Raw genomic sequence first — 24,449 nt, 5'->3', positions numbered from 1 at the left:
TGAAACCTGATGTCAAAGGACTGATCAGATCTTCAGGAGCACCGATATGCCGCCAGTTCAATACCAGTCTAAGAACCTTAATCACCTTGGCCTGGTTGCCGCCATGTGCCGGGAGCTAAAGATAGCCGAATATTTCGATGCACGCATAACCAATGACTCTGATGCACGCAATGTCACCATTGGACAGGCTGTGGTCGCAATGATCATCAATGGGCTGGGCTTTACAGGGCAGACCCTCTATCTGGTCCCTGAGTTTTTTGAGGACAAGCCGATTGATCGCCTCATTGGGGAAGGCATCCAGGCAGAACACTTAAACGACAAAATACTTGGCCGGGCTCTCGACAGTCTTTATGAAGTTGGCGTCAGTGACTTATACCTGAATCTTGCCATTAAGGTCGTCAACCATCTAAAGCTGCCCTGCAAGGCATTAAACCTGGACGGCACCAGCCTTCATACAGACGGTGTCTATAACAGTAATGAAAACCCTGATGACTTGAACTGCATCCATATCTGCCGCGGCTATAGCCGTGATCACCGGCCTGACCTGAATCAGGTTGTCTTGCAGTTAATCACCGAAAATGAGGCGGGTATCCCTGTGTTTATGGCACCTGCGAGTGGTAATGTAAACGACAAAACTTGCTTTCAGGAAATTATCAAAAATCATTTGTCGTGTTTTAAGGCAGCTTTGAATAACCGTTATCTGGTCGCAGATGCAGCCATGTACGTTGCTGAAACCCTCCAGTTGCTTGATAAGCAAAAACAGCTGTTTATCTCCCGGGTGCCGCTGAATATCAAGGATGCCAAGGAGCTGGTCGGCAAAGCGCCTGCGATGGCACTGGAGCCTGTTGAAGGCTATGAGGATTATTCTTTTACTGAAGTACCTGCCTGTTATGGTGATGTTCGACAACGATGGTTCTTGTTTCTCAATAAAAAGCGAAGGCTCAGTGAACAGAAAACGCTAACCAGAAAGATGCAGAAACAGTCACTGAAAGAAGCCCGCGATCTGGAAAAGTTGGGTAAAAAGGCTTTTCTGTGCCGGGACGATGCATTGGAGGCTTTTGCCTTGTGGCAGAAACAATCGAAACTCTGTCAAAGTGAAACGGAACCTGAGGTTATCTGTAAACCCTGCTATCCGGGCAAAGGGCGTCCATCGTCAGATAGTAAGCCTGATCACTTCGAATATTTTGTACAGAGCACATGCTTTGTTTCCTGCGAGAAAGAGAGAATTCGCTGGCCTCACTGGGTTGCTTTATCTTGGGCACCAATGATTTGGACCAAAAGGGTTTGAATACCCACAAGGGCATAAATGCCGCTGAGCTGTTGTCTACCTACAAGTCACAACAGAAGGTTGAAGGTGGCTTTCGATTCCTGAAGAGCCCGGACTTTCTGGTTTCCTCACTCTACCTGAAGAAAGCGGAACGAATTGAGGCCCTGTTAATGGTGATGACACTGTGTCTGATGGTCTATGCTGCTATCCAACACAGAATAAGGTATGAATTGAAGAAGCAGAGCCGTGTATTCTTAAACCAGAAAAAAAAGCCCTGCCAGAATCCAACGGCGAGATGGGTGTTTTTCTGTTTTCAAGGGGTTAGTGTATTAACGGTCAATAATCAGGAACAACGTGTGGTCGGTTTGAAGGAAAGACAATGGACGATCATTCAAGTTTTAGGCATTTTATATGAGTCGGTATATTCCTGATTGGGGTGGTGAAAGGCGGCTGTATTGAATGCAAAGGAGTTAATTAATAATAAGGCTGTAATCTCAAATAGAGAATTTATTCAAGATAACCCACCTTCTGGCTTATTCGATCGAATGAGCCTTTTTCACTGCCATCTCCCTGCTATTCTGGTCAAGACCAATGTTATAGCAGTTGGTTCCTCGGCTGAGCGGCTATCTGCTGCCTGAAGCCACATCCGTACTCTCAAATATCTTATCCGCAGACGCCGCCACAAACCCCTGGTAAAGTTGACCGCTGGCCATTGGGTAGCGCCGGGCGAACTCGTAGTAGCAGCCAGGGACTTTCATGGTGGTGTCATCAAAGGTCACGTCCACCGCTTTGGCAAGGGTTGAGGATTGTTCCAGCAAGACGTTCCGGGGAGCCTTTGATCAGGCCGCCACTGGTATTCAGGTCATACCCCTTATCCAGCAGCAGTTGATTGACGCTTTGAATATCCGGGTGTGAACTCAAATGGTTAATGGATACCGTAAAGTGATTGGGGCGAAAGCCATGGGCAGCTACCCAGGAGGCGTATTCGCTCTCTACTGCCAGGGTTTCGTATTGGTCAGAGGTCAGGCTCCAGGAGCGACCGGAGTAGCAGAAATTCTGATGGGCGACAGTGGCTTCCGGTACCTGCGTTACCAGGTCATAAATTATTTCCTGACAGTTGTCTGGCAACTCTTCTACTTTCAGCTCACTGATAAAGACTTTGGGCAGGGTTTTATCCGGGTGTTGAAAATATCGGGCATAAAGTTTCTTGGTGGGAAACTGATAGTCGTCAACGGGTTGATAGCCTGTTTCAACAAAAGGAAGAGCGAGATTATTCAGTGCCACTTTTTCAAGATTGTAGGTGCGCAGGGCGATATGGTCGTTGATTACCTGACCGTGATTCAGATCGGCAAAGAGCTGGTGAATCGGTTTAGCATCGGGGGTCAGGGCAAGGTAGTCCTGCCACATGGCGTCCAATAGTTGCTGGATAGTGAGTTGCATGTTGATGCTCCCGTGTTGAATCAGTCATTTTTACCCGGAATTTTGCCATGACTTCAGGTCGTCTTCAGAAATGACCGGCTTTTCAGGTTATCCATAACAGAATGAGTCATTAATCGCTCTTTAACCAGTTCATATTTTCTCCCGAGGCGCTGGCATGGGCCAGACTCAATAATAATGCCGCACTGAGCCTGGCCCTTGGCACAAGGCTTTTGACGTTTAAATATTCCTGATCACTGTGGATCGCTCCTCCCTGAACCCCAAGCGTATCGATATTGGGAATCCCGGCTGAGGCAAGGTTGTTACCATCGCAACAACCGCCCGTCGGTTTAATGTCCAGGGAAATACCCAACTCATGCCCGATGTTTTTTGCCAGTGTTAGCAGCTGTTTATTGGCAGGGCTGAGTACTTTGGGCTTGCGCGTAAATCCACCGTGCAGTTCCAGTTGAATGCCATCGCGCTGATTGATGCTTTCGATGATCTCGTTCAGTTTTTCCAGGCACCACAGTTCATCATCCGGTTGTTCCGGGCGGATGTTAAACTTGTGAATACAGCGATCAGGCACGATGTTGGTCGGGCCACCTCCATGAATGTAGCCGGGGTTAAAGGTGATTCCCGGCCGTTGACCATTCAGGTCGTCCATGGCGGCAACAAAATCACAGAGGGCTCGAATGGCATTGCGCCCCAGGTGATGTTCACGGCCTGCATGAGCCGCTTTGCCATGGCTGACCACGGTAAAATTACCGCTGCCTTTGCGTTGCCCGGCCAGGTTGCCATCGGGAAAGCAAGGCTCGAAGATCATGCCCAGATGGGCGCGCTGTGCAGCCTCTTGAATCAGGGGAGCTGAGCCGGGAGAACCAATCTCTTCATCCGGGTTAAACAGTATTTCCCAGCCGATCTGTTCAGCCCATGGGCTTTGCTCAAGCACTTCCAGCGCCTTGAGCATTACCAGAATACCGCCTTTTAAATCAGTAACTCCGGGGCCATTGATGGTGTCATCATCCAGCCAGCGGACCTTTTGAAAAGGGCTGTCTTTTGGAAAAACCGTATCCATATGACCGCACAGAAAGACCTGAAGAGGTGCTTCGGGGCGTTTGCGAATTCTTAATGCATCACCTAGTGGGTGCTGAATGATTTCTCCGCTGTCGTTTACCACTTCCCATGGGTTTACAGGTATACGTTCATGGTCTTTTGATAAGTCAGAGGTCAGGGTCAGTAGCTGTGCCAGTACCTGGTTGACACCGTCACGGTTAAGGCTGCCGGAATTTATTTCTGCCAGTTCAATGGTTCTGGCCAGCATTTCATCATGCTGATTATTGAGTAAATCCAGCCAGGGGAGAATTTCAGGGGGGAGCGTTTTTGCTGGCTTAACCATACGACATTCTCATTCTGTTTTTACTTCGGGCATGGAGTGTCAGATCAGGCAGGGCATGCATTCCCACGCGCAGCGTGGGAACGGGAAGTGCCTCTGCCGACATGGCGAGGCGTTCAGGGCTTTCAGGCGGAAACCACTGTAGCAATTGCTTTTTCCAGCCGCGCCATACCCTCATCAATGTCTTCATCAGGAATAATAAGTGATGGTGCAAAGCGCAGGACATTCGGCCCGGCAACCAGCAGCATCAGCCCTTCGTCTGCTGCGGCGGCAAGAATGTCTTTACCCTTGCCGTGATACTTCTCAACCAGCTCAGCACCAATCAGCAGGCCTTTACCCCGCACGTCAGCAAAGATGCCATATTTGCTGTTCATCGATTCCAGGTGCTGACGGAAGCGGTCATGCTTGTTACTGACGTTAGCCAGCAGTTGTGGGTCATTAATGGTTTTGATCACTTCCAGGGCTACGGCACAGGCCAGTGGGTTACCGCCGTAGGTGCTGCCGTGGGTACCAAAACCAAAACTTTCCGCCACTTTGTTGGTGGTGAGCATGGCACCGATCGGGAAGCCTCCGCCAAGGGATTTGGCGCTGGTCAGAATGTCCGGTGTTACACCAAGGCCCATATAGGCAAAGAGTTGGCCGGTTCTGCCCATACCGGACTGGACTTCATCCAAAACCAGCAGGGCATTATGCTGGTCACAGAGCTCTCTGACCCCTTTGATAAATTCAGGGTCAGCTGGAATAACCCCGCCTTCACCCTGGATAGGCTCAGCGACCACGGCGCAGGTACGGTCAGACATCAGGGCTTTGAGTGCCTCAAGGTCGTTGTAGGTGGTGTGCAGAACACCGCCGGGAACCGGCTCAAAGCCCTCACAGTATTTCTTTTGTCCGCCTACGGTCACTGTAAAGAGTGTTCTGCCATGGAACGATTGGTAGAAGGAGACGATCTCATGCTTTTCCGGGCCAAAGTTATCGTACGCATACTTTCTGGCCAACTTAAACGCGGCTTCATTGGCTTCTGCACCGGAATTACAGAAGAAGACTTTATCCGCAAAGGTGCTGTTGATTAACTGCTGGGCCAATTCAAGAGCCGGTTCATTGGTATAAACATTGCTCAGATGCCACAGTTCTTCACCTTGCTTTTTCAGGGCATCAATCAGGGCCGGGTGGCAATGTCCCAAGGCATTGACGGCGATGCCGCCGGCAAAGTCCAGATACTCTTTTCCTTCCTGATCCCAGATTCGTGACCCTTTCCCACGCACAGGCACCATGGCCTGGGGCGCATAATTGGGAACCATAACCTGATTAAAGGTTGAACGATCGACGGCGTGCTCTAACATGCTATTACCTCCTGGTTATAGTGGGCCCGGGAAATTCCACCGCTTCGGTGATTCTCTGTAGTTCGAACAACTCATTCCTGTTTGAATAGCTGCTCAAATGGCTAAAGCCCGCTTTTATAATTTATACGAGTAATTCTACACAAGCCTCAAGAGTTTGTACGGGTATATTTTCGTTCTTATACGGTTATCCCCTGCATTTTGCTGAACCGGTAATAAAGTACTGGTACTACTACCAGAGTCAGCCGTGTGGATACCCGCAGGCCGCCAATAATTGTCTAGCCTATGGGTGATCACATGACCGAGTCAGACAGCGTCAAGGGCAGCAGAGCTGGCAAACGGTTACACCAGCCGCAGGATGACCGGATCTCTGGTTTTTTTGGACTTGTTATCGATGCATACATTTCCCGGAAGAACTTCATTCACGAGGGGGTTATGGTATTGAGAGGAAAGGAGTTGGAACCACTCTCAGCAGAGAGTGGCTTTACAGGCTCAGCGAAAGCGCTTGCTGGCAATTTCTGCTTGTTTTAATTCATGCTGAATAGCACCGTAGATCTGCTGAAACTCACTGTCATAGCGAACCAGGCTTTGGCTGAACTCGGGCATTAACTGAGCCATTGACTCGCCGGTATTCTCCGGGAGTGTCTCCGGGATCAGTTTGATCGCTTGAGTTAAATGGTATTCCGTTTGACGGACAAAGGTCATCAGGCGCTCATACTCTGTGCCCATGTTTTGCAGGTCCGGTTTTCCCCCTGAACGGGAAAGTGCCATTGCATCAAATACCTGCTGAAGTCGCACATCATACTCTGCCAGAGCGGCATTCACTTGCTTCAGCTGGCTAACCTGGCTTGCATCCATCGCAGCGCCAACCGGAGCGACAGGGGCTTCCTGAACACTATTGCTGGCATCGATAACGGCCACTTCGGGCTGTTTGCCAAGCGCCATATCCGGGCGAAATGGGTTGGCAGCCGACAGGTTGGCCAGCAGGTTTTCTACTTTATCGAAATCCATCTCCAGCATTTTGGGGAGCTCCGTCAGCTGGTTGTTATAGCTGGTTTCAACTTTATCCTCGGCAGCCGCCTGGACTGAAGGGCCTATCTGCGGGTCTTTAACAGGGTCGGGTTGGAATGGGCGGTTATTGATCTGATCCGTCAGTGACGACGACATAGCACGTTCTCCTTTTTGGCCATTACCTAAAGATTAGTTGATAGTTTTTTCCTATTAGATTGTTTGTATTGTTTTATTTTTATAATTGATAATCATTCTCATAGAATAAAGCCAACAACGACGAAATAATTATCAAGGCCGGAGAACACCATGGCTAAAACAGTTTCTTTTGCAGCAGTCCACTTTTGTGTTGCGTTTTCAGTAGGCTACCTGATGACCGGTGATGTAATGATCGGTGGTGCCCTGGCGATGGTTGAGCCTGCCGTGAATACAGTGGCTTATTATTTTCACGAAAAGCTCTGGAATCGATCTGAAAAGGCCAGCCCAAAGCCTGTCGGCACGGCTTTCAACCCGCTGAAGGCTCTGAATGCATAGCAATAGCTCCCTTATTCAGACCTTCAAAAGCGACGACCCGGATGGTTTTGCCTGGCTTTCGCTCAGCCAGGGAGCGGGCAATATGGTTGGCAAGCAGTTCAACCGTGGAATCGGTTTCGATGATATAACAGTGAGCACTTGGCAGGCTGAGTTCGAAGTAACCCTGTTTGGCCGTGTAGCTGAATCGGTAATAATCCAGATTATTGTCAGTGAAGGAGTCCTTTAGATCCTCTTTTGTGGCCACATAGATATCACGCCACTTTGCTGCCCACCATGCCTCCAGCGCCTGATCCCGTTGTTCATCGACAAAAACCCGAATCTGTGAGCGATGGCCATGGGCAATCCGCTGGCAATCCCCATCGTGTTTCTTCAACCCATGGCTGTAGTGATAGTAAGCCCCGCCAATCTCCTCAGGGTATAACCTGAGTTCAACCCTGGTAACATTGTCTGGCAGCTCTTGTTGTATGGCATCCTCCAGAAAGGGGGTGAGTAACTCCGGAGTGATCGCTTCGGCATCCACCAGCAACACAGCCTGTGCCGGTGCTGAACAGGTAATCACCCCACGTCGTGATTTGAAGCTGACAACTAACTGATCTTTGTTATGGGTAATGGAAGTTGCTTCTGCCTTCAGAGGAACCAGAAGGCGGTGATCCGACAGGCTGTCCAGTAAGGCTTTAACCTGTTTCTTTACATGGCCAAAATCAAACACCATGCCCTGTTGATCAAGCTCACCACCCAGCACCAAATCCACAAGCCAGGTTTCACCCACCAGTCCTCGCGTTGGACAGAGGTAACTGAAGTCCAGGGTAGTCAGCTGGTTTACGAACAGAGCCTGCATATTACTTCCACAATCAATAATGGTGAATGGATTTGAAAATCATCTGATTTTGGAACGAACTATTCAAATTATCCACAGGGGCAGAGTAGGCCAGGATCCCGAAAACAGCCATAAGCGGACTCATGTGGGCATGATGAATTTGATGGGTATAAAGTACTGTTTGCGCTTGCTACAGAACAGCCCCGCGATTATCTTCTCCTACCGGAAAGGTCAATACGTATCAAAAGGAGTCAGGCTTGAGCCCTGTTATAACCCCGGAAGAACTGGTGTTTGATGCCGAACATATCTGGCACCCCTACAGTAAGACCATTAATCGGGTGGATATGTTCCCGGTGGTTGGGGCCGAAGGTGTCTATTTGCACCTGAATGATGGTCGTCGGGTTATTGATGGCATGTCTTCCTGGTGGTGCATGGTGCATGGCTATAACCATCCTGAAATGAATGCGGCACTGAAGCATCAGATTGATGATTTCTCCCATGTGATGTTTGGTGGCCTGACCCATAAACCGGCGATTGACCTGGCGAAAAAACTGGTGGCCATGACCCCGGAACCGATGCAAACGGTGTTTTTTGCCGATTCCGGCTCTGTGGCTGTTGAAGTCGCCATCAAAATGGCCATGCAATACTGGATTGCCCGGGAGCGACCTGAAAAAAACAAGATGCTGACCGTCAGGGGCGGGTATTACGGCGATACAACCGGTGGCATGTCTATTTGTGACCCGGATGGCGGCATGCATCACTGGTTTACCGGAATTCTGCCTCAGCACTATTTTGTCTCCCGCCCTGAGTGCCGTTTTGGTGAAGCTTTGGCAGAGAGTCATATTAATGAGTTGCGACAGATGCTGGACCAACGGGGAAGCCAGCTGGCGGGGGTGATTATTGAGCCCATTGTCCAGGGAGCCGGAGGCATGTATTTTTATTCCCCGGAATATCTGGTGCGTCTGCGCCAGCTGTGTGACGACTATGAAGTTCTGCTGATTCATGACGAAATTGCCACAGGGTTTGGTCGTACCGGCAAGCTGTTTGCCTGTGAACATGCTGGCGTTGTTCCGGATATCATGTGTGTTGGAAAGGCTCTGACGGGTGGTTACATGACGATGGCGGCAACCCTCTGTTCAGAGCAGGTCAGCCGCACTATTTCTGAACACGGTCCGTTTATGCACGGCCCCACCTTTATGGCCAACCCACTGGCCTGTGCTGCCGGTAATGCCAGCCTGGAGATTTTATCCAGAGGCGAATGGCGTGGTCAGTTGACGGCGATTGAACAAACGCTCAGGGAGGGCTTGGTGCCTTGTGTTGACCTGCCTGCTGTTGCTGATGTCCGGGTGCTGGGGGGGATTGGGGTCGTGGAGTTGCAAGAACCGGTGGTGATGTCTGAAATCCAGCCGTTGTTTGTTGCAGAGGGCGTTTGGGTCCGGCCTTTTGGCAAGCTGGTGTATGTGATGCCACCCTACGTTATTGCCAGCGATGAGCTGAAAGCACTGTGTAGTGCTATTTGTCGGGTGCTTCATCGGGTTAGCTGCTGAACAGGTTTGCCGCAAGAGCAGTAGCCAGCTAACTTTCATTTTCACACTATTATTTAACCCTAACTTAAAGGAGTATCCCTGATGGGCGCTGGCCTTCCTAAAACCCCGGAACAGTTTCACAAAATTCCCCATGCACGACTGGCGATTATCGGCAGCAGTTGGCACAGCGACTGTGTCGATGCCATGATTAACCGGGCTCAAAAAGAGCTGCTGGCACTGGAGGTCAAGCCGGAGAATATCTCAATTCACAAAGTCCCGGGCTCACTGGAACTGCCGCTTGCGGCACGACTTCTGTTTGAAAAAGACCCTGAACTGGATGCTATCCTGGCGTTTGGTGTGGTGCTGAAAGGGATCACCAGTCACGATGAAATGGTACTCCATGGTGTCTTTGAAGGATTCATGGATGTCACAGAACGCTTCGGAAAACCTGTGATCAATGAAGTGATCGGAGTAGATAGCGTTGAGGACGCGCAAAAAAGAGCCGGTGATGATCACATGAACAAGGGCGTAGAGGCAGTCTACGCGACTTCAGAACTGTTGCACTGGATAAACCAGGTTAAAGGTTGATAAAACTTATTGAGCTCAGGTCGGATCACTGCCATTGTGGTCCACCTGGCTCTCCCCCTCTGCCAACTCCACAGCGGGTAACAGGTCTGCGTTCACCATAGCGGTTACACAGGAGTCTGACCACACGTTAATGGCACTCTCAAGCATATCAATCAACGCATAAAACGGCAGAATAATAACCAGCAGTTGCAGTGGCACTCCCATCGCGGCAAGAAATGCGCTGGATAACATATAACACCCCATGGGCACACCGGCATTACCAATGGCGGCAATACTGGCAATGACGATCCATGAGAGTAACTCCAGGGGTGAGAACATGACGCCATTACTTTGTGAAACAAACAGCACCGTTATCAATATGAAAGCAGCACAAGCGTTCATATTGACAGTAATGCACAAAGGGAGGCTGAAACGGGCCACTTTGCTCTGAACCCCCATGTTTTTTTCAGCGCAATCAACCGCATAGGGCAGAGCCGCCGCCGACGATTTGGCGAAAAAAGCCACGGTTAGCGCTGGCCACATGGCTCTCATGGTTTGCCAGGGAGAAATGCCTTTGAATTTCAGCAACAGCGGCAACATAAGGCCAGCCTGTACGATATTGGCCAGCACCACGCACAGCAGATAAAGAACAAGGTCCTGGAGAACCTTCTGACTGTGCAGGTCGTGGATGAACTGGTTAACAAATGCCCAGACCGCCAGAGGCATAAGTTTCAGGATCAGGCCGGTCATCTTCATGATGGCAGCAAACATACTGTCAAAAAAGGCATGCAAAACAGCCTTTTGCCGCTTTTCCAGAGCCATAATGGCAGCACTGAGCAGAAGGGCCAGAAACAGCACACCCATCACATTATGAGTGTAAAAGGGCTCGATAAAACTGGCAGGAATCACGCCGAGCAGATAAGACCAATAACTGCCAGAGGGGCCTGAAGGCTCGGTGGCTCCGGCTAATGCACCAGCCTTTCCCGCCGGAGCAATGAATAAGTAAAGGACCAGGGCAACAGTAGCGGCAATCAGGGTAGTGATCACCGTGTATTTCAGAACCTGACCACCCAGGCGTTTTACCTCTGACGCTTCGCCCATTCCGGACAGAGTGGAAACCAGGGCAAAAAAGATAATGGGGAGGCTGATCAGTTTCAGCATTCGTATAAACAGGTCGGATACCACATCACCGGCCTGATTGAGTGCATTCAGGTCAAGCCATCCGGTGATAACTCCGAACAGTCCGGCTATGAGTAGAATCATAGTGCCATTTATAATGGGTTGTTTTTCCGTGTTTTTGTTACCTGGCTGCATAGCTTTTGGGGTCTGTCTACTGGATTGAACTCTGAGAATAGACACGATTTTTACGGGTTATTATTTTGTTTTGGTATTTACATAGTCACTATTGGTAGAGATAGCTTCATTCCTGGTCAAATTGACTGTTATTTGGTCGGCTTTATGGGGGCAGTTTGACTGACTTCATTTATTAATTTAATGAATAATTTTTCGTTCAATTATTTTTGCGGTGGAATATTCTTTTGGTACTTATGACCAGTTTTTTTTTGACTACACTACCTACCTCAAAGGCCCGTGCAGCTGAACACTAATGATTCCATAAAGTGACGCCTGCTGAATTACTGAGGAGTAGTAACGTGTTGAAACAAATCCGCTTTTCACTATCCATCGCTGAGCCAAGGCCCGGGCTGACCCGAAAAGAATGGATCTATCATAAATATTCCCTGATCCCGGAGGGCTTTTCCAAAGAGGATTCAGATGATGCGGATGAGTACATTCAGGAATGGAACTTTCCCCATCCCGGGCAGAAAGCATTTCTGCGGGTCGATCCTGCTGGCCTGGTCAATGCCAGTGTGGCTCTGATGCAGAAAATGAGACTTAAGTCCGGGAGGCAACCCTTTTAAGGCTGAGAGGTGCCGTGATCTAAATAAGCCGTTCGTGATTTTTGCTGGCTATGGTAGCCCACTGCATATAAGGAAAGACCCGACAGAAAAATAATATTAGAATTCTGGCCGAACATAGCAAACTACTGTGAAGGTCAAATGACAAACCAACCAGCCTTTATCCGGCAGACTTTCCCTGTTGGGCCTCTGCAATGTAACTGTACAATTATTGGTGATCCGGTCACCCGTAAGGCATTTGTCGTAGATCCCGGTGGCGATCCTGACATTATTATGACCAAGCTCCGGGAACTGGATTTACAGGTTGTCGCGCTTATCCACACCCATGCTCATCTGGATCATTTCCTGGCCAGTGGCGACATCAAAAAACAGACCGGTGCGCCCATCTACCTCCATGAGGGGGATAAGTTCCTCTGGGACAACCTTGAAATGCAATGCCGTATGTTCGGTGTTCCTTATAGCCCGGTTCCAGATCCTGATTACTGGTTAAAAGATGATGAAGAACTGCCGTGCTGTGAAGGTGTGGCCATGCACACGCCCGGGCATACGCCTGGCTCCATGTGTTTCTGGTTTGAACAGCCAAAGCTTCTGATCGCCGGGGATACGCTGTTCCGCCGGTCAATTGGGCGAACAGACTTGTGGGGCGGAGACTACAAAGCCATTGAACGATCGATCAAACAAAGGCTCTATACGCTGGACGAAGAAGCCATTGTGGTCACCGGACACGGTCCTGATACCACAATAGGTGAAGAAATTCGTGAAAATAGTATTATTCGCGGCTGATTTGCTTAGGAAAACCATTATGTCATTGAAAAGATTATTTGCCGTTGCCACCCTGTTGATGGGGTCTTTGCTGGCAGGCTGTCAGACAACCAATCCCTACACCGGTGAACAGCAGGCCAGCAAGTCAACCAAGTATGGCCTTGGTGGTGTTCTGGCGGGTGCTGCGATTGGTGCTATCGCCGATGGTGGTGATGGTGCACTGAAAGGTGCCATCATCGGTGGTGCGGCAGGTGCCGGTTATGGCCATTATCTGGACCGGCAGGAAAGAGTACTGAGAGCAGAACTGGAGGGAACCGGCGTACAGGTATACCGCCAGGGTGATGAGCTGAAACTGATTATGCCATCCAATATCACTTTCGACTCCAGCAAATCCGATATCAGATCGGCTTTCTATCCGGTGCTGGGTTCTGTGTCGAAAGTGTTCAGGGAGTACGACCGTAACATGATCGAAGTGGTTGGTTATACCGACAGTACCGGAGGGGATAAGATAAACGTACCTCTCTCCCAGGACCGGGCTGACAGTGTTGCTAACTATATTGCTTTTCAGGGTGTCAGCGGTGACCGCATTGTTGCCTATGGCCGTGGCTCTGCTGACCCTATTGGCAGCAATAAAACCGCTGAAGGTCGTGCCAAAAACCGTCGTGTAGAAATCAACCTTCTGCCCTTCCAGCCGCGCTAAAAATAAAGAGTCGGAGTTCTGCCCGGGAGATTACACAGGGTTTTGTCGTGTAAGGCAGAGCGCTTGTTTGGCAACACAAAGGACGCGAAGAGCACGAAGTCTTTGAAAAGATGACTTCGTGAGCGGTGTCCTTTGTGGCTAGTACATGGTTTCAATGAGTTTGACGGGTTGTCGTGCCTCCGCACTCCGTTCGTCCTGAGTGCTGAGCTTGTCGAAGCGTAGAAGGACCCATGGGGCCTAAAGGCGGAAACTCCGGACTCTGATAGATCGTGCCAAGCACCCTTCGACTCCGCTCAGGGTGAACGGAGATCGTACAAGTCAAACTCATTGAAACCATGTCCTGGGAGCCAATTGGGTAACAACTTGGGTATGGTGCTCGAATAAGCTCAACTTGTTATAAAAGAACAATAAAAAAGTGTCTTTAAATAAAAGAAATCTGTCGTTTTTTGATCTAAGTCAGTTCATGGGGTGCGCAAATGCAGCAAAATTCTGCGCCCAAATTCAGATGATCAGAGCTGTCTTGGCAACGTTTTATATTTTTTAAAAAAACGGCAACTAAAGGTAAACAGGTGCAAAAAGCATTCTCCCTTCTACAAAAAATCGGGCGCTCGCTGATGCTGCCCGTGGCAATTCTGCCTGCTGCCGGTATTCTGCTGGGGGTTGGTAGTGCAAACTTTTCAATCTTTCCTGAAATCTTGAACCATATCATGGCTCAGGCGGGGGGGGGGGGGCTGTTTTTGGTAATCTGCCTCTGCTGTTTGCTATCGGCGTGGTACTCAGCCTGACGGATAACGATGGTGTTTCTTCTCTGGCAGCGATTGTAGGCTATGTGGTTCTGCTCGCTACCATGGGGGTTATGGCCAACACGCTGGGTATCGAAACCAAATCCATCATGGGCATCGCTTCTATTGATACCGGTGTGTTTGGCGGCATCCTGGTGGGTATTCTGGCATCGATAATGTTCAACCGCTTCTATAAAATCCAGCTGCCTGAGTATCTGGGCTTTTTTGCGGGCAAGCGCTTTGTGCCGATTATCACCGCTTTTGCTGCCATCGTAATGGGTGTGGCGCTGAGCTTTATCTGGCCCCCCATCGGTAATGCCATTGATGCTTTTGGTAATTACGCCGTTGAAGGTAATCCTGTGACCATGGGCTTTGTCTATGGCTTTATCGAGCGTCTGCTGATTCCATTTGGCCTGCACCATATCTGGAACGTACCTTTCCAGTCTCAGATGGGTGAGTTTGTCACTGCTTCTGGCGTTGTGGTGAATGGCGACATTCCACGTTTCTTTGCCGGTGACCCGACTGCAGGCTTCCTGGCGGGTGGCTTCCTGTTCAAAATGTTTGGTCTGCCAGCGGCGGCGATTGCCATGTGGCGCAGTGCAAAAACCGAAAACCAGAAAGTGGTGGGCGGTATTATGATGTCTGCGGCCCTGACCTCTTTCCTGACCGGTATTACTGAGCCTATCGAGTTCTCCTTCCTGTTTGTTGCGCCAATCCTGTACGGAATTCACGCACTGCTGGCAGGTATCGCGTTTGTGATCACCAACTTCTTCGAAATCAGAATGGGCGGCTCGTTCTCCCACGGTCTGATTGACTATGCCCTGTCATTCAGCATTGGTACCAAACCAGCCATGATTCTGGTGTGGGGCCTGGCTTACGCGGCGCTGTATTACACCGTGTTCACGCTTGCCATCAAGATGTTCAACCTGCGTACACCGGGTCGTGAACAGGAAGCAGAAGCGGCAAATACGGCTGAAGTTGGCAGTGAGCTGGCCAGAAAACTGTTCATCGCTTTTGGTGGCCAGCGCAATATCAAGAGCATTGACGCCTGTATCACCCGTCTGCGTATCACTGTGGATAGGCCTGAGAATGTGGATGTTGAAGCCATCAAGGCTCTGGGGGCCACCGCTGTGCTGGTGGTAGGCCAGAATATGCAGGCCATTTTTGGTCCACGTTCTGATCAGATCAAGACCGAGATGAACGAGCTGATGAAAAGTGGTCAGGCTCCGGAAACCGGCGAACTGGCCCTGGCCTGATAGTTAAGCTCGATAAAAGAGCAGTAACTGATTGTCTTTGCAGCCGTGCCCACGTTTATCGTGGGCACGGTTTTTTTTATTGGCAGGAAGGATAAATTATCGGTTTTTGGAGTCTAATGGTTCGGTTAAGAATAAAATTTATTACTTATACATTAAGAGGAGCAATTTTCATGGAGGCAAGAGCCGCAAGTTATGACCTTTGGCCTGCACAGGGCAGGTCTCGTGAGGACCTGATTCAAGGGCGTTCGGAGGAAAGAGGCTCGGGTTTTATGCGGCGTATAAAAAGGATTTTCTGTTCGTGCTGTGTGCGTCAGCCAGAAAGAATTGACCTGGTGGTTCCTGGCCGGGAACCGCTTCGTATCAATCCTCGCAATGAGCCTCAGCTACAAAACCGGCACATAGCTCAACTTGTCTCAGGGTGCATGTCCGGTAACCCTGATACTGACGACCGCCAGCAGATGACCGATGCCGTTATTGAGGGCGTGGTGGCGAATATGTTCCTGGAAAGGGCCGATGTCGGCCAACAGGCTTCTGCGGAGGAGAGTAAGCCGGAGTATGTAAGGATTCTTGAATCAAATGTTGTTCCGTTCAATGAGCTACCCAAACTACCGGCTGAGATATCCCGGGAAGGGATATCTAAAGAGTGCTGTATTACTTTTGAAGAGTTAGGTGATCTTGTTTTCTGTAATAAGCAAACATACAGTCATCGAATCTTGGCACAGCATTACATTAACAGTATTGGCCATGATCCTGTGGGCAATACCTTAAATTGGGAAGAGGTTTACCGTTTATAAGATTCAGTAATTTCATCAGAGAATGATTGGTGAAAAACTATTCCAGTGACTGACGATCCAACTGTCGATATTGCAGGGCTTCGCCCAGGTGTGGGCTTAGCACCGAGGCACTGCCAGCAAGGTCAGCAATGGTTCTGGCCACTCGTAAAATCCGATGCAGCCCTCGGGTTGAAATTTGCAGTTGTGCGGATGCCCTGGTGATCAGCTCTTTCTCCTTTTCACCCAGCGCACACACTTCAAACAATTCCCTGGACGACAGTTGGCAGTTGATTTTTCCCTGTCTGGCGTGCTGTCTCTTCCGGGCATTGATCACCAGCTCTCTCAGCTGTTCTGAACCGGTTTCATCGTTGTCCTGAACAGCAGGTTCCATCATGGTTTGGATAGTCTGGGATGGCACCTCAATCTGAAGGTCAATACGATCCAGTAATGGCCCGGATAATTTGTTCCGGTAGCGTCTGATCTGGTCCGGTGAACACCGGCAGGTTCGCTGACTATCACCCAGGTAACCACAGGGGCAGGGGTTCATGGCACCAACCAGCTGGAATCGGGCTGGAAAACGCTCCTGACCTTTGGCCCTGGTGATGACTACCTCACCATTTTCCAGGGGCTCTCTGAGTATTTCCAGGGCCGCGCGGGCAAACTCCGGCATTTCATCCAGAAACAGAACACCGTGATGGGCAAAAGAGATCTCCCCCGGTTGCGGTATGCTGCCACCGCCCACCAGCGAAACCGATGAAGAGGAGTGGTGCGGTGTGCGAAAAGGGCGCTGCCAGAGGGTGTCCATGGAGCTGGATGTGAGTGAATGAATTGCGGCCACATCAAGGGCTTCGCTCTCTGTCAGCGGTGGCAGCAATCCGGGCAGACGACTGGCCAGCATGGTTTTCCCGGTACCGGGTGGACCAAAGAGGAGCAGGTGGTGCGAGCCGGTAGCGGCAATCAGTAACGCTCTTTTGGCTTGCTCCTGCCCCCGGACATCCGCCAGGTCTGGATAGTTTGTTGTAAAACTGTTGTGGTCGGGTTTTGCCGGTTCAATCCGCGTCTTTTCCAGCAGGAAAGCGCAAACCTCCGGGAGACTGCGGGTGCCAATAATCGTGACGCTGCTGACCATGGCGGCAACAGAGGCATTCTGCTCTGGAAGAATCAATGCCCTGTTGATGTCTTTGCAGGCTAATGAAGCAGGAAGCACCGCCCGGACAGGGCGAAGGTGGCCAGAAAGCGCCAGCTCACCAAGGAACTCCCTATCTTCAAGAGCCTCACCCGGCAGTTGTCCCGAAGCCACCAGAATGCCCAGGGCAATGGGCAGATCAAAGCGGCCGCCTTCTTTCGGGAGGTCGGCCGGGGCTAAATTCACCGTGATGCGACCATCGGGAAATTCATAGCCACTATTAATAAGTGCACTGCGCACCCGGTCCTTACTCTCGCGAACCGCCGCTTCCGGCAGGCCGACAATATTCAAACCGGGCAGGCCCTGAGAAAGATGGACTTCTACCGAAACCGCAGGTGCACGGATGCCCTGATTTGCCCGAGTGTAAACCTGCGCCAGTGTTGAAGGCATTGTTATTATTGACCGATTAAACAACGTTAAAGGTCAAAGATAGCAGCTTATGAGAGAGCTACTGTGTAATTTGCGTCATTCGAACGTTCAACAATGATAATCAGGAACTTCTTTGCATCGTAATAGTCAGATCGAATTAAAGTTTACATTTACAGCATCCAGGTAGATAAAAAATAATTCTTTTGAAAGCGTCGAATTATGAATACCGTTGACCGCTGCAGTAATGCTTCACCAGCTAAGAAACAAAAAAAAGATACGCAAACAGCGGTGTCTAGTTCATCTGATGATAGTGACAGTCACTGGTTCATCACGTCTTCTGCCTTCACCAATGTCGCTTCAGCCGAAGTTGGAGCGGGAGTAATACAGAAGGCATTTTCATCCACTGCGGGGTTACTGAATTCAACAGAGGCAAAACAACCCGGGCTACCTCGCTCTGTTGCTATTCAACCTTCTGCTGACCCTTTTATTGATGGTCCTGCCCGTCCTGTATCTGACCATCAACGTCAGTTGCTTGCCTGTTATTTACAGCTGCCAGAGGAAATAACCAGTAAAGAAGAGTTTAACCAAAGGATAAAATTTTCCAGTTGGCTGAGTAGAGCCTGGGTGCTTCAACATACCCGGGTAGAGGTTCTTAAGAGTGTGCTGACGGCTGACCTGGTCAAAGACTATGAATTGTATCTCCAGGATTTGCCTCCGGCTGCAATCACTGAAGCCCTTGCCCGGGAGTGTCTGAAAAAAAATGTCGGGCTGGAGTGGTTTTATCAAAATCTCCCGGCCCGGTTGAAAACCCGTTCGTTTAATAAATTTTGCCTTCGGATCGGTGCTCTGCCAGTCAATATCGCCGCTGATTATGTCCGGTCAGTTCAGTTTCATGATCTGGTGGCGACTTGTCCGGATACCCTGAAGTATGTGCCCTCCGAGCATCAAAATTATCCCCTGTGCCTGGAGGCGATCAAAAAAAATCCCAAGTTAATTGAGTTTGTGAATCCTTGTGCGACGTTTTACCCCGAATTATGTTCCATGGTGGTACAGAAATTAAACTTTCTCTGCAACTCTATTTCAGAATCGGTAGCAGATCAGCTGATTGATCAATTGGGAATTACTGATTTGGAGGCTATTCCGCAGTCATTACGTACGTATCAGCGCTGCGTCAAGGCTATCAGGCAAACTGATCTGTCGAATCAGTTTGATTTTATCCCTCGCCAGATATTCCTGGAGCACCCGGAGCTGGCCAATGAGGTTTTTCACCGGCAATGGAGTTCTTCGTTCCTGGAGCAATTGCCTGATTCGGCAAAAACAGAAGATTTTTGTCGGCGATACCTGGATAAATGGCCTGGCTCTATTTCCGGGTGCCCCCCATCCCTGATGCGTGCCCATCCTGAATGGGTCGAGCGGGCAATAAGGGCAGGTGATTCAGATCGGGCTTTTCCTGAGTCGTTTCAAACTGTGGACTTGTACCGGCGCATACTGAGAATCTCCCCCTTGAACTGCTCTGTGCCAGGAAAAAAATTTCAGGATCATCCCGATCTTCTGTTCCTGGCGGCCTGCAGTGGCTTATACTCCCTGAAAAAAATTCCAGCTCCGTTAAGAACCATGGATGTCTGTTGTTTGGCCCTTGAGGCTGCCGCGCCAAATTTAAAAACCATAAAGCATGTGCCTGAACCCCTTCGCCACCAGCTACCTTATGATTTATTGCTGGCCGTTGCCCCTCAATATCTCCCAAAGGACATTCGCCAGGCAATGGTAGCCAGAGGCGATACCTCTATGCCATTGTTCTGCCAACAGCGGGGCAAGCCGATAATGCATCGATACATTTTGCTGGAACCACTGGAACCGCGACCTTTTGATGAACTCAAGTTTTCCAGCAGTATATTTTTGCAGAAAGCCTTATTAAGCAGTGCTCCGTTTACCCTGCGCAACCTTGCCATGGGGCATGCGCTGCAGAAAACCATTGAGCAGCACTGTTGTCAGCAGAAACAGAGACTGCACCAGGCGCAGTTGCCAGTATGGGCGGAGCCGTTATCCGGGAATTGTACTGTTTATGGGGGGCGGGCATTAATGATGAACACCCGTACGAAGATATCCCGCATGAAATTTCTGCGCTGCGGGGAGCCATTGAAAGATTTTTTCCGGGAAGAGGCCGTCCACCGTTTTGTCTGGAACCACCGTCGGCTTGGGGGATCGCTGAAAAGTGAAGTACCGAGGCCTGTCGGGTTGAAGCTGGTACCGGTTGAACTGATGCCTGAAGACATTTTTGCCAGCTTTCGGTCAAGGCTGGAAACGGTGGTGGTGGACAGCCGGTGTTTTTATCTGATGTATCAATTCACTACACGCAATCAGGATTACAGCACACTGGCTCATCAGAAAGACCCTGACGGTAACAGCACCCGCGCAGAGCAGGGCTTGATTAACGCCAGTTATGACTTGGGGGTGTGGAGCAGCCTGGGCGCTGTGCACACTTCCACGATCCGGGCGTACCATTCGTTTCAAGATAACCGCCGAGAGCTGTTTCTCTGTTATATGTTTAACCATGCCCGGGCATTTCCAGGAGCATTAACGGCCTGGGACAGCAAGGCCACTGATGAATCGGATTGGGGTTATTCCGGTTTAAGGGACATTGGCGATATGGAATTTTACCCCGGAATCACCAGCTATTTTGATGCCGCTGATACTACTGCTTTTATGCCACCAGGCTTTGATCAGCGTGCGGCATTCATGAACGCTTTTTGTGAAAATATGGTGGCAGCGGTGCTCCATTACGCCAGAATGCATCGGGATGACTCCGATTATCACTATAAGGATGCCAAAGGCCGGGCAAAACTCGGTGCTTTTATTGATCAGACCATCGGGGCCTTTTTATCCGGCCTGATCGGCAGGTCGGTGAAAACCGCAGAGTATTTTGAATCACCGGAAATCTTTCAGCAATGGCTGGAAAAAACCACGGCAGAAACCACATTATGGACTGCCCGGCAGAATCTGAATTCTGATTGTTTTGCCCGCAGTATTAATGAAAACAGGTGTTATCCAGCGGAAGTCTACCCAGATCAGAAAATTAGTTATCACCGATACCAATACCCAGAGGATTTCACCAGTAATGGCCAGGATAACCTGGGAAATAATCATGGTCAGTTTGGGTTGACACTGCTGATTCGGGGTCTTTATCAGGTCGCTGCGGTGCTGGCTGCTGAGCTCGGTGGTTGCCATTGAAGCGGTTTATGCCCTTGTTGAGCTGAGCATTAAGAACATATTCTTGTCAAAACTCTGTCATTAGTCGGTGGTTTATCGTGGTAGCACATTACTAACTGATTGCATAAGCTCATTTTGTCAGGACTGCAAGTCTCGCTAATGTTGTGGTTATTCAATGATCTAAACTCTGAAGAGTTATTCATTAATCGTTCACGGAGAGAGCAGATGTCGATGAATGTTAATAATTCTAATGCAGCAGCTGTTAATAATTTAACGACTGAGGCTCCTGTTGCTGATGTTAAGGGGAGCTTTAAAGGGATCCCGGTCACGAAGGCCGATGTTCTCAATCAGCTTCCGGAGGCAACAGGAGAGGGGGCTGATAATAAGTCAATACGGGGTTTTGAGAGTATTACCGCTCTTTCTATGGATCAGGTGAGTAGTCTCCTTAAAGGCAATAAGATCGAGATGCAAACCATTCAGGATGCACTGAATAAGTTTGAACTCGATCCTGACGCTGGAAAAAACTACGAACTGATTCATACGTTAAATCAGTCTCTTGATGAATTGGAAACAATGCTTGGCGAAAGAGTGACTGAAAGAAATAATATGGTAGAAGAACTGTTTGCAGAGGCAGGCAGACCTATTAATCAGGAAGATATGAAATACGAAAACCTTCTTGATAATCTGGCTGATGAACTGACGAATAAAAGCGATCAGTTTGATAGTAGCTCGTTGCGTGAAAAAGTAGATAATATTTTCGATCATATCGATAACAAAATAGCACCACTTGAAAAAACAATCAGTGAAACAAAGCAGCAGATTGAATCAGAAAACACAAAACCTCAGGAACTTAAAAAAATGCTGCAAGATGCACAAAATAAAATAATGGAAGAGAGCAGAAAAACGATCGATTTTGTAGGTGATAACATCATTAAGGATTAAGTGAGAAAGAGATCCAGGGGAACTTCAAATCAACCGCAGTAGGTCAGTTAAGTAGCCAGAAATATGTGATTCCATATGGCCAGCTACTTAATTCCTGGTCAGCCTACCGTGAGTCTGTATCGGGCATGATCTGCCAGGAGGAAACAACCAAACCGGTGACCAGAAAACTGGTGACCTGAATGGTGCGGCTGCACGGGCTGAAGCAAAATTTCCGAATCCTGTCTTCTGTTTGCAAACGGCTCCTTTCCAGCCAACTCCCGTCTGCCGTCAACCCGAACAGAATCAGGCTTTGCGAATCCGTTTCAGGAACCAAAGCCAGCAGGTAGCCTTCTTGATTGAAACCTACTTGTTCGACGGAAAATTCGATGCGTTGCCTGACCCACTCACCGGCGGGTTCAGCGCAAAGTTCACCAACAGGTTTACGCTGATAGATATCCGTATGGCCCGCATGATCGTTAAACACAATGGTTTCACCGTTGGGACTGATTTTTGTCACGGACTCAGCCGGGAATGTCTCTGCCTGGCCCCATATTCCGGACGCCGCCTTGCGCCAGATTGTTACCCTCGCCCACTCACATTGTCTGATGAATTCACAGGGGTCCGCAGAAAAATGAATCGTACCACCGCCGTATTGGTCCTTCTCCTGAACAGCGGGCAGCCATTGGTCGTCAGTATTTAATTCCCAGATATCCAAACTATATTCAGAGTTGAAGATCAGAAGCCGACCATCGGGGCTGAAATTGGGTTTAAGATAGTACCCATCAAATGGTTGCTTGCAGGTTTTAATAATTCTCTTTTTTTCACGCCACTGCCCTTGTGGATCAAGGGCCACAATGACGGCAAAGAAATAATCTCGTTCAATAGCATCGTCATCATAATGATCGTCAAAATATATGACAAAATGGCGGTTGTCCGGGCTGAATAACACTTTCAGAGGAAACTCACACAGGATCATTTCCTCCGCGCTGGATATGAGTTTCAGGTCTTCAGCATGATCTTCAACCGTAATATTACCCGTTTGTGACCAGGATTCATCGTCTGCCTGGCTCATTATCGTAAAGTATGCTTCATCATAAAGCACAAGATGGGCTATGTTGTGCTTAAGGGTTGAAAGCGATTTATTGGGATAATCGTATGAATTAAATAGCTTACTGGAGTGCAAGAAGGGCATGAAAATGAGCATTTTAGACTCTTAACAGCCTAATAGTGTTGTTTTTAATGACCAGAACCAACAGCTAATTGGTACCATATTATCTTCAACCTTTAAGCACAACATAGCCCACAAGATGTTTGCTGTCGGGACTGAACAGCAAATTACGATTATGAGGTGTATCAATGCTGCCTCTATTGACCCACTGGCCATCAGCTCCACAACCGAGAATAGCACCCGTGTACCCCAAGTTAAAACAGACCAGTGACCTAGAATCCGGTGACAGGTATATCTTACTCATATGCTTGTCATTATGTTTAGGAAAAACGTCACCCGTCGTCAGTTTCTGTTGCTCAACCCACTCACCATTCCTGCATTCATAAACAGACAGTAAATGCTCTTCGCCGCTCCAGTAGTAGTAGCGATAAAGTTCCGACCACGTACCGGTTACCGATTGCGGGACAAATAAAATATGGTCGGCATGCTGATGACCAAACCAGGCAAAATTATCGTGTTTGATTTCAGCTTTCCTGACCAAGTGACCATCATCCAGAGCCAGAATTTCACTGTAATTATCCGCCTTCCTGTTGATGAGGATGGGAATATGATTACCCAATAGTTTATGCGAATAGGGATTAAAATTTGTGCTGCCACTGGGTATAAGAGTCAGTGCAGTCCCATCAAGAATCTGCTGGCGCAAATGGTTGGCATAAAATGAGTAAAAAGCCGGGCCCAGTTGCACAGGGAAGTGTCGAACAGAAAATATGGACAACGTCCTGAGGTGTTCAAGGAGTTGCTGACTGGACTGAATGATTGCCCGGCACGAAGATTGCCTTTGCCTGGTCAGGGAGAGGAAGTAATGGACCTCTGTCAGGCCGCATGACCGCAGACGATTGCCCGTTGTCGGCCATGCTTGCCCAAAATTATGGATATCGCTGATTGATAAATAGCTGGCGATTTTGGCGAACACTTCCTGGGGGAGGCGAACCCAGCGGTGATCAAAGCGAGCCATATCACGGACGGCTTCAGGCTGGATTTCATTGCCTGCTGTATCGACATCGGGACTGGTCTTTAACCCTGCTGCAGGTTGCATAATGTTAACCCCCCCCAAGGTTACTCAGCCTGTTCAGGAAACATAGCAACAATCGCAACAACCCGGGATTAAATATCGACAAAGCCACCCGGCCTCGGCTTTGTAGTTTGAGAGCAATGGATTGCTACCGGCTTTGCTGGTTATCGTTGCTTTTTATTGCAACTGTCTTCCGGCACTTCTTGATCTGCTTTAAATGCTTCCATCTCTTTTCCAGCGCTTCAAGGCGCTCACGGGTGTGCTTCAGAACAGCAACCTGGGTATCAAACTCATCACGGGTGACCAGCTCCAGTTTTGACAGGGCACTGCCCACCAGTGCCTTGATATTTTTTTCGATATCTTCCCGGGTCTGGCTTTTGTCACCGTTAAAGAGTTCACCGGCTTTGGCGGCGATGGTATTAATCAGGGCGGCTTTATCGATCATGGTTATCGCTTGGCTGATGGTCAGAAA

21 protein-coding genes and 1 pseudogene are annotated in these 24,449 nt (G+C 49.2%); 11 read left to right on the top strand and 11 right to left on the bottom strand.

The window, feature by feature from the left end; translation table 11 throughout:
- Positions 1-46: 46 nt before the first annotated feature.
- Positions 47-1,698: pseudogene (locus O3276_RS09305) on the top strand (IS1634 family transposase).
- 192 nt (positions 1,699-1,890) lie between these two features.
- Here the strand turns inward: O3276_RS09305 and O3276_RS09295 are convergent.
- The 5 genes from O3276_RS09295 to O3276_RS09275 form a co-directional block, all read right to left on the bottom strand.
- Positions 1,891-2,046, bottom strand: a complete 156-nt coding sequence (locus tag O3276_RS09295) for a DUF1338 family protein (RefSeq protein WP_269675382.1) — start codon at positions 2,044-2,046, stop codon at positions 1,891-1,893.
- Positions 2,036-2,707 carry a DUF1338 domain-containing protein gene (locus O3276_RS09290; protein ID WP_269675381.1) on the bottom strand — a complete coding sequence of 224 codons (672 nt, stop codon included), beginning with the start codon at positions 2,705-2,707 and terminating at the stop codon, positions 2,036-2,038. Before O3276_RS09290 ends, O3276_RS09295 begins: the two co-directional genes overlap by 11 nt.
- Before the next feature lie 109 nt (positions 2,708-2,816).
- A complete protein-coding gene (locus O3276_RS09285) occupies positions 2,817-4,079 on the bottom strand; it encodes a hydrolase (RefSeq protein WP_269675380.1) in 1,263 nt (420 codons plus the stop codon).
- Positions 4,080-4,201: 122 nt separating this feature from the next.
- Entirely contained in the window at positions 4,202-5,416 is a 1,215-nt protein-coding gene (locus O3276_RS09280) for an aspartate aminotransferase family protein (RefSeq protein ID WP_269675379.1), read from the bottom strand.
- A 489-nt stretch (positions 5,417-5,905) separates the two neighbouring features.
- Entirely contained in the window at positions 5,906-6,580 is a 675-nt protein-coding gene (locus tag O3276_RS09275; protein WP_269675378.1) for a hypothetical protein, read from the bottom strand.
- Between the two features lie 150 nt (positions 6,581-6,730).
- On the opposite strand from O3276_RS09275, the gene O3276_RS09270 reads away from it, so the two are divergent.
- Positions 6,731-6,955: a DUF2061 domain-containing protein gene (locus O3276_RS09270; protein ID WP_269675377.1), complete on the top strand. Its 225-nt coding sequence runs from the start codon at positions 6,731-6,733 to the stop codon at positions 6,953-6,955.
- Here the strand turns inward: O3276_RS09270 and O3276_RS09265 are convergent.
- Entirely contained in the window at positions 6,927-7,793 is an 867-nt protein-coding gene (locus O3276_RS09265; protein ID WP_269675376.1) for a 6-pyruvoyl trahydropterin synthase family protein, read from the bottom strand. The two genes, O3276_RS09270 and O3276_RS09265, sit on opposite strands and share 29 nt — an antisense overlap.
- 236 nt (positions 7,794-8,029) lie before the next feature.
- Here O3276_RS09265 and bioA point away from each other — a divergent pair, with 236 nt between their 5' ends.
- Together bioA and ribH are read left to right on the top strand one after the other, a co-directional pair.
- A complete protein-coding gene (gene bioA, locus O3276_RS09260; protein WP_269675375.1) occupies positions 8,030-9,319 on the top strand; it encodes an adenosylmethionine--8-amino-7-oxononanoate transaminase in 1,290 nt (429 codons plus the stop codon).
- Between the two features lie 81 nt (positions 9,320-9,400).
- Complete coding sequence (gene ribH / locus O3276_RS09255) at positions 9,401-9,886, top strand: 6,7-dimethyl-8-ribityllumazine synthase (protein ID WP_269675374.1); 486 nt, start codon at positions 9,401-9,403, stop codon at positions 9,884-9,886.
- Between the two features lie 15 nt (positions 9,887-9,901).
- On the opposite strand, the gene O3276_RS09250 is transcribed toward ribH, so the two are convergent.
- Entirely contained in the window at positions 9,902-11,128 is a 1,227-nt protein-coding gene (locus tag O3276_RS09250) for a dicarboxylate/amino acid:cation symporter (RefSeq protein WP_269675373.1), read from the bottom strand.
- Positions 11,129-11,517: 389 nt separating this feature from the next.
- Between O3276_RS09250 and O3276_RS09245 the strand changes: the two genes are divergently transcribed.
- From O3276_RS09245 to O3276_RS09225, 5 genes are all read left to right on the top strand, one after another.
- Positions 11,518-11,784, top strand: a complete 267-nt coding sequence (locus O3276_RS09245; RefSeq protein ID WP_269675372.1) for a hypothetical protein — start codon at positions 11,518-11,520, stop codon at positions 11,782-11,784.
- A gap of 138 nt (positions 11,785-11,922) precedes the next feature.
- On the top strand, positions 11,923-12,564 hold the full coding sequence (locus O3276_RS09240; protein ID WP_269675371.1) for an MBL fold metallo-hydrolase: 642 nt from the start codon (positions 11,923-11,925) through the stop codon (positions 12,562-12,564).
- Positions 12,565-12,583: 19 nt separating this feature from the next.
- Positions 12,584-13,243: a YiaD family glycine zipper/OmpA-like lipoprotein gene (locus tag O3276_RS09235; RefSeq protein WP_269675370.1), complete on the top strand. Its 660-nt coding sequence runs from the start codon at positions 12,584-12,586 to the stop codon at positions 13,241-13,243.
- A gap of 769 nt (positions 13,244-14,012) precedes the next feature.
- Positions 14,013-15,281, top strand: coding sequence for a PTS transporter subunit EIIC (locus O3276_RS09230; RefSeq protein WP_269675369.1), 1,269 nt, complete (start codon positions 14,013-14,015; stop codon positions 15,279-15,281).
- A 269-nt stretch (positions 15,282-15,550) separates the two neighbouring features.
- Entirely contained in the window at positions 15,551-16,075 is a 525-nt protein-coding gene (locus O3276_RS09225) for a hypothetical protein (protein WP_269675368.1), read from the top strand.
- A gap of 37 nt (positions 16,076-16,112) precedes the next feature.
- Here the strand turns inward: O3276_RS09225 and O3276_RS09220 are convergent, their stop codons facing one another.
- The gene (locus O3276_RS09220; protein WP_269675367.1) at positions 16,113-17,630 is read right to left on the bottom strand and encodes a YifB family Mg chelatase-like AAA ATPase; all 1,518 of its coding nucleotides are present in this window, start codon (positions 17,628-17,630) and stop codon (positions 16,113-16,115) included.
- A 267-nt stretch (positions 17,631-17,897) separates the two neighbouring features.
- Between O3276_RS09220 and O3276_RS09215 the strand changes: the two genes are divergently transcribed.
- Positions 17,898-20,837, top strand: a complete 2,940-nt coding sequence (locus tag O3276_RS09215) for a hypothetical protein (RefSeq protein WP_269675366.1) — start codon at positions 17,898-17,900, stop codon at positions 20,835-20,837.
- Positions 20,838-21,047: 210 nt separating this feature from the next.
- Positions 21,048-21,758 (top strand): hypothetical protein, encoded by a 711-nt coding sequence (locus O3276_RS09210; protein WP_269675365.1) that lies wholly within the window; start codon positions 21,048-21,050, stop codon positions 21,756-21,758.
- Positions 21,759-21,861: 103 nt separating this feature from the next.
- On the opposite strand, the gene O3276_RS09205 is transcribed toward O3276_RS09210, so the two are convergent.
- From O3276_RS09205 to O3276_RS09195, 3 genes are all read right to left on the bottom strand, one after another.
- A complete protein-coding gene (locus O3276_RS09205) occupies positions 21,862-22,809 on the bottom strand; it encodes a hypothetical protein (protein WP_269675364.1) in 948 nt (315 codons plus the stop codon).
- A gap of 205 nt (positions 22,810-23,014) precedes the next feature.
- Positions 23,015-24,001: a hypothetical protein gene (locus O3276_RS09200; RefSeq protein ID WP_269675363.1), complete on the bottom strand. Its 987-nt coding sequence runs from the start codon at positions 23,999-24,001 to the stop codon at positions 23,015-23,017.
- A gap of 124 nt (positions 24,002-24,125) precedes the next feature.
- On the bottom strand, positions 24,126-24,422 hold the full coding sequence (locus O3276_RS09195; RefSeq protein ID WP_269675362.1) for an accessory factor UbiK family protein: 297 nt from the start codon (positions 24,420-24,422) through the stop codon (positions 24,126-24,128).
- Positions 24,423-24,449: the final 27 nt, after the last annotated feature.

The organism is Endozoicomonas sp. GU-1 (assembly GCF_027366395.1).
GTDB lineage: Bacteria > Pseudomonadota > Gammaproteobacteria > Pseudomonadales > Endozoicomonadaceae > Endozoicomonas.
Note: the sequence above shows the minus strand (reverse complement) of the source record. Positions and strands in the feature narration are given on the sequence as shown.

What these genes read in the sequence shown, in the direction of transcription:
- ribH (WP_269675374.1), top strand. Translation starts at nt 9,401, where the DNA reads ATGGGCGCTGGCCTTCCTAAAACCCCGGAACAGTTTCACAAAATTCCC.
- O3276_RS09285 (WP_269675380.1), bottom strand. Translation starts at nt 4,079, where the DNA reads ATGGTTAAGCCAGCAAAAACGCTCCCCCCTGAAATTCTCCCCTGGCTG.
- O3276_RS09220 (WP_269675367.1), bottom strand. Translation starts at nt 17,630, where the DNA reads ATGCCTTCAACACTGGCGCAGGTTTACACTCGGGCAAATCAGGGCATC.
- O3276_RS09195 (WP_269675362.1), bottom strand. Translation starts at nt 24,422, where the DNA reads ATGATCGATAAAGCCGCCCTGATTAATACCATCGCCGCCAAAGCCGGT.
- O3276_RS09205 (WP_269675364.1), bottom strand. Translation starts at nt 22,809, where the DNA reads ATGAGCCAGGCAGACGATGAATCCTGGTCACAAACGGGTAATATTACG.
- O3276_RS09225 (WP_269675368.1), top strand. Translation starts at nt 15,551, where the DNA reads ATGCGGCGTATAAAAAGGATTTTCTGTTCGTGCTGTGTGCGTCAGCCA.
- O3276_RS09210 (WP_269675365.1), top strand. Translation starts at nt 21,048, where the DNA reads ATGAATGTTAATAATTCTAATGCAGCAGCTGTTAATAATTTAACGACT.
- O3276_RS09280 (WP_269675379.1), bottom strand. Translation starts at nt 5,416, where the DNA reads ATGTTAGAGCACGCCGTCGATCGTTCAACCTTTAATCAGGTTATGGTT.
- O3276_RS09270 (WP_269675377.1), top strand. Translation starts at nt 6,731, where the DNA reads ATGGCTAAAACAGTTTCTTTTGCAGCAGTCCACTTTTGTGTTGCGTTT.
- O3276_RS09240 (WP_269675371.1), top strand. Translation starts at nt 11,923, where the DNA reads ATGACAAACCAACCAGCCTTTATCCGGCAGACTTTCCCTGTTGGGCCT.
- O3276_RS09200 (WP_269675363.1), bottom strand. Translation starts at nt 24,001, where the DNA reads ATGCAACCTGCAGCAGGGTTAAAGACCAGTCCCGATGTCGATACAGCA.
- O3276_RS09265 (WP_269675376.1), bottom strand. Translation starts at nt 7,793, where the DNA reads ATGCAGGCTCTGTTCGTAAACCAGCTGACTACCCTGGACTTCAGTTAC.
- O3276_RS09250 (WP_269675373.1), bottom strand. Translation starts at nt 11,128, where the DNA reads ATGATTCTACTCATAGCCGGACTGTTCGGAGTTATCACCGGATGGCTT.
- O3276_RS09235 (WP_269675370.1), top strand. Translation starts at nt 12,584, where the DNA reads ATGTCATTGAAAAGATTATTTGCCGTTGCCACCCTGTTGATGGGGTCT.
- O3276_RS09290 (WP_269675381.1), bottom strand. Translation starts at nt 2,707, where the DNA reads ATGCAACTCACTATCCAGCAACTATTGGACGCCATGTGGCAGGACTAC.
- O3276_RS09275 (WP_269675378.1), bottom strand. Translation starts at nt 6,580, where the DNA reads ATGTCGTCGTCACTGACGGATCAGATCAATAACCGCCCATTCCAACCC.